Annotated in this window: 14 protein-coding genes and 1 tRNA gene; 8 read left to right on the forward strand and 7 right to left on the reverse strand. The window is 63.1% G+C overall.

Annotation, left to right across the window (positions count from 1 at the left end; all coding sequences use genetic code 11):
• Positions 1-7: 7 nt before the first annotated feature.
• From J2Z17_RS09810 to J2Z17_RS09825, 4 genes are read left to right on the forward strand one after another with little or no spacing between them, the layout of a single operon-like run.
• On the forward strand, positions 8-553 hold the full coding sequence (locus tag J2Z17_RS09810; RefSeq protein ID WP_209944395.1) for a hypothetical protein: 546 nt from the start codon (positions 8-10) through the stop codon (positions 551-553).
• Complete coding sequence (locus tag J2Z17_RS09815) at positions 550-918, forward strand: HNH endonuclease signature motif containing protein (RefSeq protein WP_209944397.1); 369 nt, start codon at positions 550-552, stop codon at positions 916-918. The genes J2Z17_RS09810 and J2Z17_RS09815 overlap by 4 nt, the downstream gene beginning before the upstream one ends.
• Positions 915-1,085 (forward strand): hypothetical protein, encoded by a 171-nt coding sequence (locus tag J2Z17_RS09820; protein WP_209944399.1) that lies wholly within the window; start codon positions 915-917, stop codon positions 1,083-1,085. Before J2Z17_RS09815 ends, J2Z17_RS09820 begins: the two co-directional genes overlap by 4 nt.
• Before the next feature lie 35 nt (positions 1,086-1,120).
• Positions 1,121-2,185, forward strand: a complete 1,065-nt coding sequence (locus tag J2Z17_RS09825) for a tyrosine-type recombinase/integrase (RefSeq protein WP_209944401.1) — start codon at positions 1,121-1,123, stop codon at positions 2,183-2,185.
• A 2-nt stretch (positions 2,186-2,187) separates the two neighbouring features.
• Here J2Z17_RS09825 and J2Z17_RS09830 read toward each other — a convergent pair.
• A tRNA-Thr gene (locus J2Z17_RS09830) sits at positions 2,188-2,263 on the reverse strand.
• 166 nt (positions 2,264-2,429) lie between these two features.
• Between J2Z17_RS09830 and J2Z17_RS09835 the strand changes: the two genes are divergently transcribed.
• Positions 2,430-3,203: an NAD kinase gene (locus J2Z17_RS09835; RefSeq protein ID WP_209944403.1), complete on the forward strand. Its 774-nt coding sequence runs from the start codon at positions 2,430-2,432 to the stop codon at positions 3,201-3,203.
• A 185-nt stretch (positions 3,204-3,388) separates the two neighbouring features.
• Positions 3,389-3,979: a hypothetical protein gene (locus tag J2Z17_RS09840; RefSeq protein WP_245224001.1), complete on the forward strand. Its 591-nt coding sequence runs from the start codon at positions 3,389-3,391 to the stop codon at positions 3,977-3,979.
• Positions 3,980-3,995: 16 nt separating this feature from the next.
• Here the strand turns inward: J2Z17_RS09840 and J2Z17_RS09845 are convergent, their stop codons facing one another.
• Positions 3,996-4,649 (reverse strand): TetR/AcrR family transcriptional regulator, encoded by a 654-nt coding sequence (locus J2Z17_RS09845; RefSeq protein ID WP_209944405.1) that lies wholly within the window; start codon positions 4,647-4,649, stop codon positions 3,996-3,998.
• 159 nt (positions 4,650-4,808) lie between these two features.
• Here J2Z17_RS09845 and J2Z17_RS09850 point away from each other — a divergent pair, with 159 nt between their 5' ends.
• Entirely contained in the window at positions 4,809-6,008 is a 1,200-nt protein-coding gene (locus J2Z17_RS09850; RefSeq protein ID WP_209944407.1) for a multidrug effflux MFS transporter, read from the forward strand.
• 96 nt (positions 6,009-6,104) lie between these two features.
• On the opposite strand, the gene prfB is transcribed toward J2Z17_RS09850, so the two are convergent.
• From prfB to J2Z17_RS09865, 3 genes are all read right to left on the reverse strand, one after another.
• Positions 6,105-7,236 (reverse strand): peptide chain release factor 2 gene (prfB, locus tag J2Z17_RS09855; protein ID WP_209944409.1). Its coding sequence is split into 2 segments (ribosomal slippage): positions 6,105-7,166 and positions 7,168-7,236, totalling 1,131 coding nucleotides; the frame shifts between segments, so codons are not numbered across the junction.
• Positions 7,237-7,365: 129 nt separating this feature from the next.
• Entirely contained in the window at positions 7,366-9,825 is a 2,460-nt protein-coding gene (locus J2Z17_RS09860; protein ID WP_209944411.1) for a penicillin-binding protein 1A, read from the reverse strand.
• A 266-nt stretch (positions 9,826-10,091) separates the two neighbouring features.
• A complete protein-coding gene (locus J2Z17_RS09865) occupies positions 10,092-11,336 on the reverse strand; it encodes an N-acetylmuramoyl-L-alanine amidase (protein ID WP_209945094.1) in 1,245 nt (414 codons plus the stop codon).
• An 812-nt stretch (positions 11,337-12,148) separates the two neighbouring features.
• Between J2Z17_RS09865 and J2Z17_RS09870 the strand changes: the two genes are divergently transcribed.
• Positions 12,149-15,127, forward strand: a complete 2,979-nt coding sequence (locus J2Z17_RS09870) for an Rne/Rng family ribonuclease (protein WP_209944413.1) — start codon at positions 12,149-12,151, stop codon at positions 15,125-15,127.
• Between the two features lie 108 nt (positions 15,128-15,235).
• Here J2Z17_RS09870 and J2Z17_RS09875 read toward each other — a convergent pair whose 3' ends face one another.
• Positions 15,236-15,781, reverse strand: a complete 546-nt coding sequence (locus J2Z17_RS09875; protein ID WP_209944414.1) for a GNAT family N-acetyltransferase — start codon at positions 15,779-15,781, stop codon at positions 15,236-15,238.
• Positions 15,782-15,906: 125 nt separating this feature from the next.
• Positions 15,907-17,076: a pyridoxal phosphate-dependent aminotransferase gene (locus tag J2Z17_RS09880; protein ID WP_209944416.1), complete on the reverse strand. Its 1,170-nt coding sequence runs from the start codon at positions 17,074-17,076 to the stop codon at positions 15,907-15,909.
• Between the last annotated feature and the right edge of the window lie 4 nt (positions 17,077-17,080).

Here is a 17,080-nt window from a genome sequence, read left to right on the forward strand (position 1 = left end):
TGCCGGCATGAGAATGGAGACGGCGCGTGTACTCTATCTTAAGGCTCGCAGCGTCATCCTGAGCGCCTCGCCGGATTACGTGCGCCTCTACGATCCGAATGCGAAGCTCCCGCAGATCGGAGCCCGCCACGAGCGGTCCCATCTGGTCACGCCGATTGCCACCCTCCTGCGCAGCTGCGGACCGGATGACGAAGACGTGCTGCTGAACAGCCGCGCCTACATCGAAGCATGCGTACTCATGGCCGAGGCCTCTTTCGATCAGGTGCGCCACCTGCAGCAGTCTGTGAAGGATCTGCAGGGCGAACGGGGATCGGCGGAAAAGCCGAAAGACTATGCGGCCCAGTGCGCCATGGCCTGCGACAAGCCAGCCTTCCGGCAATGGCTCTCGTCCGTCCATGGCGCAGACACATCCGATCGCGAACGGATCGCCACCTTCATCAGGGATAAGCTCGACATCGGATCACGTGCCGAACTCAATACCGACGCGGAGGCTGCCGATCGCTGGAAGGCACTCTATGCAGACTTCGAAGTCTGGCAGAGGACCGGCCAATGACCCGCCGCGAGGATATTCGGGCCCGCATCATGGCCCGAGTCTTCGTCGATCCGGATACCGGCTGCTGGATCTGGACCGGCCCGACCAGCGGCGACGAAGGTCGCGGCGCCGGCTACCCGCGTATGTCGCTGGGCGGCCAGACGGTCGCCGTGCACCTGGTCATGTGGACCAACGAGCACGGCTATATCCCCGGCAAGAAGCAACTGGACCACGTCTGCCGCAATCGCCTTTGCGTCAACCCGACCCCCCGGCACACCGAACTTGTGACCGCGAAACGCAACGCCATTCGCCGCGAGCAGGCCAAGCAAGGCATGCTCGGCCACAACGGCGGCCCCGTGCTGGAATGTGAGGAAGTTGGCCGATGACAAGTTCCGCATTGATACGAAAATCCGACCTTCAACGAATGGCTACCGTCGCCAAGCGCGAAGGTGTTACGGTCTGGATCGAGGTCGACGGCCGGCGGATCGGAGTATCCCCCGACACCCGGCCCTCTACCGATCGCAAGGATGACGACAGCGAACTGAGACTGTGAGCGGAACCATGCCTCGCAAATTGCAGATGTATGTCGTGAAGCAGAAGACACGACACGGAAACTGGGTCTTCTATTTTCGTATCGGCAAGGGAAAGCGCATTCGCCTGCCTGATCCCGGCAGTCCGGAATTCAAGGAGGCCTATGCCGCCTGCTTGCGCGGCGAGCCCATTCCATCGAAGACGGCCGAGGCGCCGCACACCATCGCATGGCTGCTGGCACGCTACATGGAAAGCCAGATGTGGGCCGAACTCGCGCCAGCGACGCGCAGACAGCGCAGCAACATTTTCTACCATGTGAAGGAAAAGAACGGCCAGCACCCCTATTCGAGGATCACCAGCAAGGCGATCGAGAACGGACTGGACGACCGACGGGCAACCCCTGTCCAGGCAAACAACTATCTGAAGGCGATGGCCGGCCTCTGTAAATGGGCGGTCCGCAACAGCTATCTGCCGACCAATCCGACAGAGAGCGTCGAACGGCTCCGGGTGCGAAGCAACGGTTTCCCTGCGTGGAACGTCGAGGACGTCAAGGCATACTGCCTGCGCTGGCCAATCGGCACGACCCAGCGCCTCGCTCTGGAGATTGCGGTTCACACTGGCCTTCGACGGTCTGACCTGGTGCGTGCGGGCCGTCAGCACATCACCGATGGCGTGCTGGCGATCACGACGAAGAAGACGGGCGCCCGGGTAACGGTGGAATTGCCCAAACGCGTTCTCGAAATCATCGAGGCGACAAAGTGCGGGGATCTGCATCTGCTGATCACCAGCCATGGGAAGCCATTTTCCGAAGCCGGCTTCGGCAATTGGTTCGGCGCTTCGGCACGGGAGGCAGGCATAGAAAAGAACACCCATGGCATTCGAAAATTCGCCGCAACCACGGCTGCCAATGGCGGAGCCAGCGCTCACGAGCTCATGAGCCAGTTCGGCTGGGCAAACTCAAAACAGGCCGAAGTCTATACCCGAGGAGCCGATCGCGCACGACTAGGCGTTAAGTCCTCGCGCATTGTTTCGGAACAGCTGACGAACATCCTCGCCCCTCACCCTGCTACCGGTGAGGGATTTTCAGCAAAAAATTTAAAGAAATCAGATACGAAAGAATGAGATGGTGCCCCCGCCAAGGTTCGAACTCGGGACCCCCTGATTACAAATCAGGTGCTCTACCAACTGAGCTACAAGGGCACATCTGACTGGCGAGATACCATATTCTGCTTTCGTGTAAAGCAAAAAACGGGATCGGTGGACAGATGTCCCGACAACAGGCGGTCGGCACGGCGGTCGCGGGAAAAAACCTTGTCCCTTTGCGGTCTTATCCGCTACCAACAGCGGATAGGTCAGGGAGTAGTTCATGCCGCGTTCCTTTCAGTCGCACGCCTTCAGCGCCTCTCCCACCGAAGAGGCCCAGGCCGCGCGCGACGCGCTGGTCCGTCGCTATGGCGGTGTGCCGCCGGAAGAGGCGGACGTCATCGTCGCGCTTGGCGGCGACGGCTTCATGCTGCAGACGCTGCACGAGACGATGAATTCCGGCAAGCTGGTCTATGGCATGAACCGCGGCTCCGTCGGCTTCCTGATGAACGAATTCAGCCTGGACAATCTGATGGAGCGGATTTCGGCCGCGGTCGAGAACGCCTTCCATCCGCTGCGCATGACCACCCATAGTGCCGACGGCACGACCTCGATTGCCCTTGCCATCAACGAGGTCTCGCTGCTGCGCCAATCCTACCAGGCGGCCAAGCTGAAGGTCACCGTCGACGGCAAGACGCGGCTGGAGGAGCTGATCTGCGACGGGCTGATGGTCGCAACCCCGGTCGGCTCGACGGCCTACAACCTCTCCGCCCACGGCCCTATCCTGCCGCTGGAGGCGCCGCTGCTGGCGATGACGCCGGTCAGCGCCTTTCGGCCGAGACGCTGGCGTGGCGCATTGCTTCCCGATAAGGTGACGGTGGAAATCGACATTCTGGAGTCCGACAAGCGACCGGTCAACGCCGTGGCCGACCATATCGAGGTCAAATCCGTCACCTATGTGCGGATCGAACAGTCGAGCGACACGACGGCCCGCATCCTGTCCGATCCGGACCGCTCCTGGTCCGACCGGATCCTTGCGGAACAGTTTGCCAACTAGGACCGTTTCCGCCGTCGGTTTCCTGCGATACGGTCCAAAGCGCCTGGGTCGCATGCGAGACACCGAAGCGCGGCGGGGCTTTGCCGCCTTGCGGATTTTGCGAAAACATAGCTGTGCTTGCCATACCGTCGACAGAAACCGCCTTACCAGGACCGCCATCGGACCACCGCTTCAGGGAGCATGACATGGCCCGGACATTTCGCCCCCAAGATCACACCGCTTCCGGCGCCTCGCCCGCTCGCGCGCCGGCCCGGCGGGGCGTCGCATGGTCACTGGCGCTGGCGTTGCTGCTCGCCACGACGGGGCATGCGCTTGCCGACGCGATCGATGCCCTGCCGATCACCACCATCTTCGTCACCAGCGGCGGCTATTGGGAGGATCCGGACCAGGCCGAAACGGCAAAGGCCGCCGGGACGCCGGCTCCGAATGCCAGCGACGCCGAGGCCAGCCAGGCCGCGCAAAAGCCGCCACACGGCTATTACAAGCTGGTCGCCATCCGCCAGCCGGACCGAACCGCCAAGGTCTATCTGCAGCAGATCGAGGTGGCGTCCAATGGGGAGCTCAAGATGGTCGCCAGCACACCGCTCAACGAGCTGGCGGCGCTAAATCCCTATGTCACCGACATACGGCCTGAGGATTCAACCGGCGTGACGACGCAGCCCGGTTTTTTCGCCACCGTCTACCTGAAGACCGATCCCGCCGCAAAGGAGCCTGAAAGCTGGACGGTGATCGTCGACGAATTCGGCCAGGTGCAGGTGGAACCGGCCACGAACTGAGCCCTGTTCGGTCGGATCAGCGCGCGGAAAACGCCCTCAGGAAGGTCTTGACCGCATTGGCGGCCATCAGCTCGATCTCGGCGTCGGCCGGCTGGATGCCGAGCTGCATGTCGCTGCGGATATCGGCCATGCAGAGCGCCATATACTGGCGGGCAGCCAGTGAGGGATCGTCGATCTGCAGATGGCCGGCATGGGCAAGCTGTGCGAAGCGGGCGGCGACCGCCGGATATTTCTTGCCCGGTCCATATTCCCGCCAAGTGGCGAAAAGCGCCGGATAGCGCTGGCCCTCGCGCTCGATCAGCCGCGTCAGCCAGCGGCTGTGCGGATTGCAGGCGGCGGTCTTGAGCATGCGCACGGTGAAGGCCGTCAGTTCCGCTTCGAGATCCGCCGGATTGTCCGGGAAGGTGTCGAGCACGGAGAAGAAGCCGGCGCTCGAGCGCTGGGTGATCTCGCCGACCACCTCCTTGAACACCTTCTCCTTGTCGCCGAACTGGTTGTAGACGGTCTGGCGCGAGACACCGGCCCGCGAGGCAATGCCATCAATGCTCGCGGTAGCATAACCGACCTCGGCAAAAATCTCGGCCGCGGCCTCGATGATCAGATCGCGTTTGCCAGCAGGACCGGTGGCGCGGTCAGGCTGCTGACGGAAATCGGCAGGAGAGTGTTTCATGCTTTCTACATAGGGGGGCTTGACGAATTGGACAACACTGTCCAATATACTTGACATGATCGCAAGCGCAATGTCCCGCCTGCGATCGTTTGCGTTTTTGTCGCCAATTCCTACCAGACGCACTCTCGCCGCCCCGCGGCCGATGAGAAAGGTTTCCGCATGTATACGAGACTTTTGCCGCTGTCCGCGATTCTCGGACTGTTGATGGCTGTCGGCCTGTTCGCCGTCGACATGTATTTGCCCGTCCTGCCGGCAATCGGAGAACAGCTCCGCGCCGACAGCCATGAAGTGCAGGCCAGCCTGATCTCCTTCTTCGCCGCCATGGCGCTGTCGCAGATCTTCTACGGACCGCTGTCCGATATGTTCGGCCGCAAGCGGCCGCTCTATTTCGGCCTCACCCTGTTCGTCATCGGCGCGATCGGCTGCGCGCTGACCAATGACATTGAAGGCCTGGTTGCCTTCCGCTTCCTGCAGGGCGTCGGCGCGGCCGCAGGCTCGGTGATTGCCCGGGCGGTCGTGCGCGACTGCTATACCGGCGTCGAGGCCGCACAGCTGATGTCGCGTCTGCTGCTGATCTTCTCGATCTCGCCGATCCTGGCGCCGCTGGCCGGCAGCGCCGTCAGCTTCTTCGGCAGCTGGCGGCTGATCTTCTGGGTCATGGTCGTCGCCGCCGCGCTCGGCCTTGCCATGTGCCTCTTCCTGCTTGACGAGACACGCCCGCCCGAAAAGCGGACCGAAAGCAGCCTCAAGGCCACCTTCGCGGCCTTCGGCACGCTGCTCTCCGACCCCTATTACTTGGGCCTGGTGATGATCGCCGCCTTCGGCATGTCGAGCTACATGATCTATGTCGCCAACTCGTCCTTCGTGCTGATCGAGCATTACGGCCTGTCGCCGACCTTCTACAGCGTGGTCTTTTCCGTCAATGCGGTCGCCTTTATCGGCGCGTCGCAGCTGAACGGCCGGCTTGCCCGTCGCTTCGGCCTCCGGCGGCTGATCCGCACGGCCGTCATCGGCTATGCCGCCATGATGACCGGACTGTTCGTCGTCACCAGCCTCGGCTTCACCCAGCTGCCGGTGATGGCTGCCTTCCTGTTTGCCGGCTACGGCTTTCTCGGCTGCATCATCCCGACCTCCGCGGTTCTGGCGCTGGAAACCCATGGCCGCATCGCCGGCACCGCATCGGCACTGATGGGCACCATTCAGTTCATCGTCGCAGCCACGGTGATCGGCATCGGCGGCCGTTTCGTCGACGGCACCTCGCTGCCGATGATCGGCATCATCGCCCTCTGCAGCGTCACGGTGCTCGGCTTCGCCACCGTCACCCTGCGGCGCTCCGGCGAAATCCAGCCCGCCGAATAAACGCTGTCGTCCCCCGCCAGAGACAGCAAAAGGCGGCGGCGCTCCTGGAAGCACCGCCGCCTTTTATCTTTCAACTCATCAGCCCGACGAAGTCGGTCAGTCGATGTCGGCAACCTCGGCGTCGGCCTTGCCGCTGATGCGGTGCGCGAGGGCTGCTTCCATGAACGCGTTGATGTCGCCGTTCAACACGTCATCCGGCGCCGAGCTTTCGATGCCGGTGCGCAGGTCCTTGACCATCTGGTAGGGCTGCAGCACGTAGGAGCGGATCTGGTGACCCCAGCCGATATCGGTCTTGGACGCCGCCTCGGCATTGGCCGCCTCTTCCCGCTTCTTCAGCTCGGCCTCGTAGAGGCGGGCACGCAGCATGTCCCAGGCCTTGGCGCGGTTCTTGTGCTGCGAGCGCTCCTGCTGGCAGGCGACCGCGATGCCGCTCGGAATATGCGTGATGCGCACGGCCGAGTCGGTGGTGTTGACGTGCTGGCCGCCGGCGCCGGACGAGCGGTAGGTGTCGATGCGGCAATCGCTCTCGTTGATGTCGATATTGATCGAATCGTCGATCACCGGATAGACCCAGACCGACGAGAACGAGGTGTGGCGACGCGCGTTCGAATCGTAGGGCGAGATGCGCACCAGGCGGTGCACGCCCGATTCGGTCTTCATCCAGCCATAGGCATTGTGGCCCTTGATGTGGATCGTCGCGGACTTGATGCCCGCTTCTTCCCCTTCATGGACTTCCAGCACCTCGACCTTGAAGCCGTTGCGCTCCGCCCAGCGGATATACATCCGCAACAGCATGTTCGCCCAGTCCTGGCTCTCGGTGCCACCGGCGCCCGAATGCACTTCCACATAGGTGTCGTTGCCATCGGCTTCGCCCGACAGCATGGCCTCGACCTGGCGCCGTGCGGCCTCGGTCTTCAGGTTCTTCAACACCTGTTCGGCCTCGGTGACGATGTCCTGATCGCCCTCTTCCTCACCGAGCTCGATAAGCTCGATATTGTCGGCCAGCTGCTGTTCCAGCGCCTTGACGCCGTTGATGCCGTCGTCGAGCTGCTGGCGCTCGCGCATCAGCTTCTGCGCTTCGGCCGCATCGTTCCAGAGGTTCGGATCCTCGGCCTTGTTGTTCAACCAGTCCAGTCGTCTTACCGCCTGATCCCAGTCAAAGATGCCTCCTCAGCAGGGTTATCGCCTGCTTGATTTCGTCGACAACATTCTCGATTTCGTTTCGCATAGATCCTGATCTTTTGTTTTTCGGCCTGATCGATTGTCTTTTTGGATCGAAAAAACCCGCCCGTGACATAGAGGGGCGGGTCTTTGATGTAAAGGGCGGGATGCCCGCTGAAGCTCGTCGGAGCGGTCCTTAGAACAGACCGCCCGCGCCGGAGGTGACGGCCTGATTCGCCTGCGGCGAGGTGCGCAGGATTTCCTCGGGCGCGGCATATTCGTCACTGTCGCCGATGACCGAGAAGCTGTCGGCCGGTCCGGTGCCCGGCTTGAACGCCTCGATGATCGTGTCCGGATCACCGTCATAGGCGGCCATGCCGGTCTTGCGATTGACCGGGATCAGGCTCATCCCGTCGGGGATATGGAACTTGCTCTTCGGCATGTCGGCGGTCGCCATGTTCATGAACTCGTTGAACACCGGCGCTGCCAGACCGCCGCCGGTCGCGCCGCGGCCCATCGGCTTGGGCGAATCATAACCGATATAGAGACCGGCCACGAGATCCGGCGTATAGCCGACGAACCACGCGTCCTTCTCGTCATTGGTCGTGCCGGTCTTGCCGGCGGCTTCCCGGTCGAGCTTGACATGCGCCGAGGCGGTGCCGCGCTGGATCACGCCCTGCATCATCGAGGTGATCTGGTAGGCGGTCATCGGGTCGAGCACCTGCTGGCGGGTGTCGGTGATCACCGGCTCGTCCTGGCCGTCATAATCATTGGCGTTGCAGCCCTCGCAGATACGCTCCTCGTGACGGAAGATCGTCTTGCCGAACCGGTCCTGGATGCGGTCGATCAAGGTCGGCTTGATCTGCTTGCCGCCGTTTGCCAGCACCGAATAGGCCGAGACCATGCGCAGGACCGTGGTTTCGCCCGAGCCGAGCGACATCGCCAGAACCGGGTTCATATGGTCGTAGACGCCGAAACGATCGGCATATTCGGCCACCAGGTTCATGCCCATGTCGTTTGCCAGGCGCACGGTCATCAGATTGCGCGATTGCTCGATACCGGTGCGCAGCGTCGACGGACCGGCAAAGCTTCCACCGTAATTCTGCGGCTTCCACACCTCGCCGCCGGAGACGAACTCGACCGGCGCGTCGAGGATCACCGAGGCCGGCGTATAGCCGTTGTCGAGGGCGGCTGCGTAGACGAAGGGCTTGAACGAGGAGCCGGGCTGGCGCATCGCCTGGGTTGCGCGGTTGAATTCGGACTGCGCGTAGGAGAAGCCGCCGACCATGGCCAGAACACGGCCGGTATGCGGATCCATCACCACCAGGCCGCCCTGAACCTTCGGCGGCTGGCGCAGCCTGTAGGCGTTCGGGTCATCCTTGCCGATCGGCTCGACATAGACCACATCGCCACGCGCGACGACGCCGACCGGGGACTTGGTCGTCTTGCGATCGCCGCTGGCCGAGCGATAGGCCCATTCCATGTTCTTGGCGGAGACCTTGCCGGTTTCGCGCTCGGTGCCGATCTTGCCGTCGTCACCCTTGTCGGGACGAATGCCGATATCGAGGCCCTCGGGCGAGACATCGAGCACGACGGCGAGCTTCCATTCGGGAACGTCGCGCATCGGCGTCAGGTCGGCGAGTTCCTTGCCCCAGTCGCCGGAGGCCGAGATCTGCTTGATCGGGCCGTGGAAACCGCGGCGTTCGTCATAGCCGATCAGGCCGTCCTGCAGGGAGCGGCGCGCCTCCTCCTGCAATTGCGGGTCGAGCGAGGTGCGGACCGAAAGCCCCCCTTCATAAAGCGTGTCGCTGCCGTATTTGTCGATGATCTGGCGGCGGACCTCTTCGGCGAAATAGTCGGAGGCGAAAAGATAGGAGCTGCCGATGCGCAGATGCACGCCGAGCGGCTCGGTCTTGGCCTCCGTGCCGTCCTCGGCGCTGATGAAACCGTTTTCCACCATCCGGTCGATCACCCAGTTGCGGCGCTCGAGGGCGGCCTGCGGGTGGCGGAAGGGATGGTAATTGGCCGGCCCCTTGGGCAGCGATGCCAGATAGGCGGCCTCGGCGATCGTCAGTTCGGTGACCGACTTGTCGAAATAGGTGAGTGCCGCGCTGGCGATCCCGTAGGAATTCATCCCGAAGAAAATTTCGTTCAGGTAGAGTTCGAGGATCTTGTCCTTCGAATAGGTCTGCTCGATGCGGAACGAGAGAATCGCTTCCTTGGCCTTGCGGTCGATCGTCTGGTCGGAGCTCAGAAGGAAGTTCTTCGCCACCTGCTGGGTGATCGTCGAGGCGCCGACCGGACGGCGGCCGCTGCCGAGATTCTGCAGGTTGACGACGATCGCACGGGTCAGGCCGGAAATGTCGATGCCCGGATGATTGTAGAAATTCTTGTCTTCCGCCGACAGGAAGGCGGCCTTGACCCGGTCGGGAACCGCCTGAATAGGCAGGAAGATCCGGCGTTCGCGGGCATATTCGGCCATCAGCGCGCCATTGCCGGCGTGAAAGCGCGTCATCACCGGCGGCGCATATTTGGCCAGCACTTCATAGTCGGGAAGGTCTTTCGATATCCTCACGAGATAGATCGCCGCAGCCGCAGCGAAACCCAGCGCGACCACCGAGCCGATGCCGAAGAGATATCCAATCAGTCTAATCATATTCGAAGTACCGGGTCTGCTTACGGTTCTTGCGCGATATCAGCATCGCATATCCATTGGCGTTTTGCACGCAGCGCCTCCGATAGCAAGCCCGGGCGGCCAATCCATGGCCGGCTTTGGACCTCCAGCGGTCGGTGAGCGGCTCTAACGCCGTGATTGTGCGTAAATTGGGGCCGGCGCCCGGGTTCTTCACAATCACGTGCGGCATGATCTCCAGCATCCGCGCCCTGCCCCGCCCGTCGCGGCCGCGCGACCGATGCCGCCCCTCACCCGCCATTGGCGACCAGCGGGTGCCTGTACCGTGACACCGCCTCGGCCAGCCGGTTCGCCACCTTCTCGCGCCATTTCTCGTCCAGTAGCTGCTGCTCGTCATCCTTGTTCGACAGGAAACCGAGCTCCAGCAGGATCGACGGCACATCCGGCGCCGTCAGCACCTGGAAGCCGGCATAGCGGTGCGGGTTGTTGATCAGTCCGATCTGGCCTTCGAAGGCGCTGACGACCGCATTGGCCATGGTCACCGAAAAGGCCTGCGTCTCGCGTCGCGTCAGGTCGAGCAGGATGTCGGAGACTTCCGGCGGCTCGGTGTTGAAATCGACGCCGGCAATCGTGTCGGACTTGTTTTCACGCTCGGCGAGGTCGGCGGCCATCCGGTCCGAAGACTTGTCGGAGATCGTGTAGACCGTCGCCCCGCGAATGGTGGGGATGCTGAGTGTGTCCGCATGAATGGAGATGAACAGGTCGGCGTCATGCTCGCGCGCAATCGCCACGCGCCCCGACAGCGAGACGAACTCGTCATCCTTGCGGGTCAGGAAGGCGTGAATCCCGTCGTTCCGGTTCAGCCGGTCGGCCAATGTCTTGGCAAAGGCCAGCGTGATGGTCTTTTCCGGCGTCTTCGTGCGGGCGCCGGTCGCACCCGCATCGATCCCGCCATGACCGGCATCGACGGCAACGATGAAGGTCGACTTCTTCACATGCGGTGCGATGTCGACCGTCTCATGGCGTTCGCCCGCGGCCCTGGCGGCGTCCGCCCAACCGGCCTTCACCTGCGTCTCGAAGGTCTCTTGCGGCACCACCTTGGCATCGAGCACCAGCCGGTAGCCGCGATCCTTCTCGTCCTTCTGGACTTCGCTCAGCGCCAGCACGGTCGGACGTTTCGCAGTCATCACCAGGCGCGCGGCACCACGCTCCATCGACCCGTAGCGGATGTCGGTAAACACGCCGCGGGCGGCCAGCGCACCGGGCTTGAAGCCGAAAACCGTGTCCGGCAGGTCGATGACGATCCGCTGGGGGCCGTCGAGATAATGCACCTTGAATGTCGGCTTGTGGTCGAAGTCGATGACGACCCGGGTGCGCACCTCGTCCCCGGCAATACGCGCCGCATAGGCGACCAGCGGACGCCCGCCAAGCCCTTTGGCTGCACCCTTGCCGGCCGGCTTGGCCGCCGAGGCGGCAGCCTTGCCTGGCGGTGTCTTGCCGTCAGCGGCGCTGGCAGCGGGACCAAGCCCCGTCATCGACAGCAGAACTATCGACGCGAAGACGACGAATTTGCGAGCGAGGTGCCGGCGGGTCGTCCGCCCTTCAACTGATGCGATCATACGCCGCCTGATCATCCCGTTTCCTGGTTATGCATCGACCATCCGGCCGCTACATCTTCCATGCCTCAAATGCGGTGCCTGGCCGGACCCCTTCATACCGTCTTCCGCATTCGCGCGTTACGCGTCAAGATCCGGCACGCCACCTGCCGCCCGGTTCGCAATTTTACGTTGCGAAGCCATGGCCTTAGAATGCCGGACAGAGCCCGCCAGAGAGATATCCTTAGGCCTGAAAATTCCAACGATATTATGGCGCAAACCGGATTTGGCTTGCCATTGTCATATATACAACATACAACGCAAGTGAGGACAAAAAGCGCCTCGGGATAGAATCATTCCACAGGCAGCCAACCTAAAATGGTTTGGCGCCAGCATACCCGGAATGATCATCTGCCGTTGAAGCGCCTTTGTTCTGGATGGATCGGAAAGCCGGCCAAAACCGGTGGAACTATCAGGTGAGAAATCACCGACCGCTCTCATCGAGCACTCATCGGGCCATAATCGGCCTTAGGCATTGTCGTTCTCGTTTGGTTTCAAGTCGTTGCAGCAGATTTCACCCAGAAGCACCGGAGGAACAGCGACCGAGGTCGCCCAGGGCTTGCTGGCTGTTGCCGTCGCGAGACACGGACGCGAACAATTTTATTCGGCCCAAGCCGCGCAAGAAGCCGTTCCTGCATCCAACGCAGGACACGACAAGCCTCGCCGCGCGTGGGCCGAGGAGCACATCTTAAATGGCAGAGAAAATGCTGATCGACGCGTCTCACGAAGAAGAGACGCGCGTAGTCGTTGTCCGCGGTAACCGGATAGAAGAATTCGATTTCGAGTCCCAGCACAAGAAGCAGATCCGGGGCAATATCTATCTTGCGAAAGTGACGCGGGTCGAACCGTCGCTTCAGGCCGCTTTCGTCGACTACGGCGGAAACCGCCACGGCTTCCTGGCCTTCGCCGAAATCCACCCCGACTATTACCAGATCCCGTTGGCAGACCGGCAGGCCCTTTTGAAGGCCGAAGCCGACGAACATCGCCAGCACGACGATCATCACGATGACGAACCGGCCGTCGATCTGTCCAAGAGCGAACAGCCCGACATCGCGATGGACATCCCGGTGCTGGCAACCCCGACGCCCGCACCGAGCGCGCCAAGCGACAACGCACCGGCCGACACGCCAGAGACCCTGACGGACGCCCCGGAAGAAGAGGCCCCTGCCCCCAAGGCCAAGCCGAAGCGCGTCCGCAAGCCGCGCAAGAAGGCGGCCGACAAGGCAGCCGAAGAGACGGCGGCAACGGACGGCGAAGCCTCGGCCGAAGCGGCTGCCGGCGAAGCCGGCAGCAATGACGATGACGGCGACGACGACGCCAAGGGCGGCTCGATTGCCGCCATGGTCGACAGCGACAGCGTCTCCGAGGATGTCGACAATCGCCGTCATCACGACGACGATGACGACAACGACCGCGACGAGGAAAAGGAAGAAATCGAATCCGTCGGCGCCGAAGACGCCATGGAAGAGGTTCCCGACCGCGTCGTGCGCCGCCAGCGCAAGCAGTACCGCATCCAGGAAGTGATCAAGCGCCGGCAGATCCTGCTGGTCCAGGTCGCCAAGGAAGAACGCGGCAACAAGGGCGCGGCGCTGACCACCTATCTCTCGCTCGCCGGCCGCTATTCGGTGCTGATGCCGAACACGGCGCGCGGCGGCGGCATTTCCCGCAAGATCACCAATCCGGGTGACCGCAAGCGGCTGAAGGAAGTCGCACGCGAACTCGAAGTGCCGCAGGGCATGGGCGTGATCCTGCGCACCGCCGGTGCCAACCGCACCAAGGTCGAGGTCAAGCGCGACTTCGAATACCTGATGCGCCTGTGGGAAAACGTCCGCACGCTGACACTGAATTCCACCGCCCCCTGTCTCGTCTATGAGGAAGGATCGCTGATCAAGCGTTCGATCCGCGACCTCTACAACAAGGACATCACCGAGGTCGTCGTGGCCGGTGAAGCCGGCTATCGTGAAGCGAAAGACTTCATGAAGATGCTGATGCCGAGCCATGCCAAGGTGGTTCAGCCCTATCGCGACCTGCACCCGATCTTCTCGCGCTCCGGCATCGAAGGCCAGCTCGACAAGATGCTGCAGCCGCAGGTGACGCTGAAGTCCGGCGGCTACATCATCATCAACCAGACCGAAGCGCTGGTGGCGATCGACGTCAACTCCGGCCGTTCGACCCGCGAATATTCGATCGAGGACACGGCGCTCCAGACGAACCTTGAAGCTGCCGAGGAAGTGGCCCGCCAGCTGCGCCTGCGCGACCTTGCGGGTCTCATCGTCATCGACTTCATCGACATGGAGGAGAAGCGCAACAACCGCTCCGTCGAGAAGAAGCTGAAGGATTGCCTGAAGAACGACCGCGCCCGCATCCAGGTCGGCCGGATCTCGCATTTCGGCCTTCTGGAAATGTCGCGCCAGCGTATCCGCGCCTCGGTGCTGGAATCGACGACGCAGGTTTGCCCGCACTGCACCGGCACCGGGCTTATCCGGTCGCAGTCGTCCGTCGCCCTGCATGTCCTGCGCGGCGTCGAGGAATATCTGCTGAAGGCCACGACCCACGACATCACCGTGCGTGCCACGCCTGAGATCGCGCTCTATCTGCTCAACCAGAAGCGCGCGACGATCACCGATTACGAAAAGCGATTCGGCGTGACGATCACGATCGACTCGGATGCATCCGTCGGCCACCAGCATTTTGCCATCGATCGCGGCGAGCCGGTTGAAAACCCCATTCGTATCGAAAACCTGATGCCGGTTGCGTTCGCACCCGAAGAAGACGACTACGCCGACGAGGTCGAAGAGGACATCGAAGACGAGGAAGTCGAAGACGCGCCGGTTGCCGCAAAGGCACCGGAAGCGGGCGACGACCAGAACGGGCGCAAGCGCAAGCGTCGTCGGCGTCGCCGCAACAAGAATGGCCAGGGTCCGGACGCCAATGGCGACGACCAGGGCGGTGACGAGGATGACGGCGACGAAGCCTCGGCCGACGCCGATCAGGACGGCAACAGCGATGAAGCCTCCAGCGACGACAACGGCGAAGACGACGGCCAGCGCCGCAAGCGCCGCCGCCGCGGCAAGCGCGGCGGTCGCCGCAACCGCAATGGCGACGAGGCAACGACGTCTTCCGACGACAATGAGGACGGGTCCGAAGGCGACGATGCCGGCGATACCGAGGCTGCCCTGATCGAGGACATCGCGGAGACGAGCGTCGCCCAAGGCACCGCCATGGACGAGATCGAGGCTACCGAAGCCCCGGCCGCGGCCGAGGAAAAGCCGGCCCGCAAGCCGCGCCGCACCCGCCGCGCCAAGGGTGGCGAGCCCTCGCCCGTCGAGGAGCCTGTCATCGAGGAGGCTGCAAAGCCGGTCGAAGCCGAAGTGGGTGAAAAAGCCGCCGATCTCGACGACGAGGACGCCAAGGCGACCCCGCAGGCGGCAGCCGCGCCCGCAAGCGCTGCCCCCGTGGCCGCCGAGCAGGTCAGCGAAAAGGCCGAAGCAGCTCCGGCGGAAGCAGAGCCTGCGGAAGCGGAAGCCAACGAAACGTCCGAGGACGACAAGTCCGTCCGCGCCAATCGCGGCGAGAACATCTCGAGCTCGGAGCCGGTGGTCACCTCGACCGCGAACGGTGACGAAAAGCCCAAGAAGGGCGGATGGTGGCAGCGCCGCGGCTTCTTCTGAGCCGCCGCTGACAGCCTGGTCAGAGACTGAAAAGCCGCGCCGTTCAATGATACGGCGCGGCTTTTTTCATTGTGGATCGTGAGGGGACAGAGATGAGCCCGGCTGCGTTCAGCTTGGCAACCGCTCCAGCACCAGTGCCGGCTTGTCCTCGATGGCGATGCGGCCCGTCAGTCGAAAGCCGGCCTTCTCCGCCACCCTGATCGACGCGCCGTGTTCAGGCGCGATGAGACAGTAGGTATGACGGCTGGGAAGATAGCGGTCACCCCATTGCATCATGGCTGCCACCGCCTCGCTCGCGAAACCGCGTCCCTGCCACGCCGGCGTCATCACCCAGCCCGCCTCCGGCAGGCCGTCGACGGCGATATCGAGGCCGCGCTTGAAATCGGCAAAGCCGACCTCGCCCAGAAACGCCCCCGTCATCCGGTCTTCCACGGTCCAGTAGCCATAGCCCATGACATGCCAGTGACCGATGCCGCGCAGGATCCTTGCCCAGGATATATTGCGTGGGGACGGCAAACCGGTGATGTAGCGGACGGTCCGCTCGTCGGCCCAGAGCGCGGCCGAGGGCTCGAAGTCGGCCTTGCAGGGCAGCCGCAGCCGCAGGCGATCGGTCAGGATATCCGCCGTCCGTTCCTGTTGCAGCAGAGTGTCCATGTCCTACCTCTCTTCCTCTCAACGCCCGTGGGCCTCTCCCCGCCGGCCGTCCCTTGCCGCAGCGCTTCAGGTCCGTCAGGATCTGATTCCGCCGCACGTCGGAAGCCTCTGGATCCGAATCCTTATTAGCGATCGCTGCCATTCAGCCAATGGCCGATGCGGTCGGTCGCCTCCACCATTTCGGCCATGGTGCCGGCATAGGAGAACCGCATGGCGCGATGGCCTTCGACCGGATCGAAGTCGATGCCGGGCGTCGCCGCGACATGAATCTCGGCCAGCATGCGCCTGGCGAATTCCATGCTGTCATTGGTGTGGGCGCTGACGTCGGCATAGGCGTAGAAGGCGCCGTCGACGGGCGACAGCAAGGGCAGGCCGAGTTCCGGCAGGCGGCGCTCCAGGAAGTCGCGATTGGCCCGGCAACTTGCCTTGTAGATCTCCAGCTCGTCGGTCGCGGCAAGCGCTGCGGCGGCGGCGATCTGCGACAGTTCCGGCGGCGAGATATAGAGGCTCTGGGCGAGGCACTCGATCGGCCGGACCAGATAGTCCGGCAGCACCATCCAGCCGATCCGCCAGCCTGTCATGCAATAATATTTGGAAAAGGAATTGATGACGATCACGTCGTCGGTGAGTTCGAGCGCCGAGGTCTCCTCGCCGGCAAAGGTGAGGCCATGGTAGATCTCGTCGGAGATCATGGTGATTTGCCGGTCGCTGCAATGGTCGAGCAGGGCCTTCAGCTGTGCGCGTCCGGTCACCGTGCCGGTCGGATTGGCGGGGCTTGCCAGCAGAACCCCCTTCAGCGTGACGCCCCGCTCGCGCTCGGCGGCCATCAGGCTTTCCGGTGTCAGGGTAAAGGCGGTCCCGGCATTGACCGGCACCTCGACGACCACGAGGCCCAGCGCCTTCAGGATATTGCGATAGGCCGGATAGCCGGGCCGCGCGATCGCCACGGCATCGCCGGGTTCGAACAGGCCAAGAAAGGCGAGATTGAAGCCGGCCGACGAACCGGTGGTGACTGCGATGCGGGCGGGATCGAGATCGATGCCGTGGCGGGCCCGGTAGTGGCCGGCAAGCTTGCGTCGAAGGTCCAGCGTTCCCAGCGCATCCGTATAGCCGATCCGGCCATGCTCGAGCGCCTCCCGGGCGGCCAGGAGGGCTGCCTGGGGCGCCGGGGCGCCGGGCTGGCCGACCGCCATGGAAATCACCGGATGCCCGGCCTGGCGAAGCCTGGTGGCCCCCGCCAGCAGATCCATGGCATGGAAGGGTTCAACGGCGCTGCGACGGGATAGGGAAATCAAAGGC

Source organism: Heterorhizobium halophytocola, from assembly GCF_017873095.1.
Lineage (GTDB): Bacteria > Pseudomonadota > Alphaproteobacteria > Rhizobiales > Rhizobiaceae > Allorhizobium > Allorhizobium halophytocola.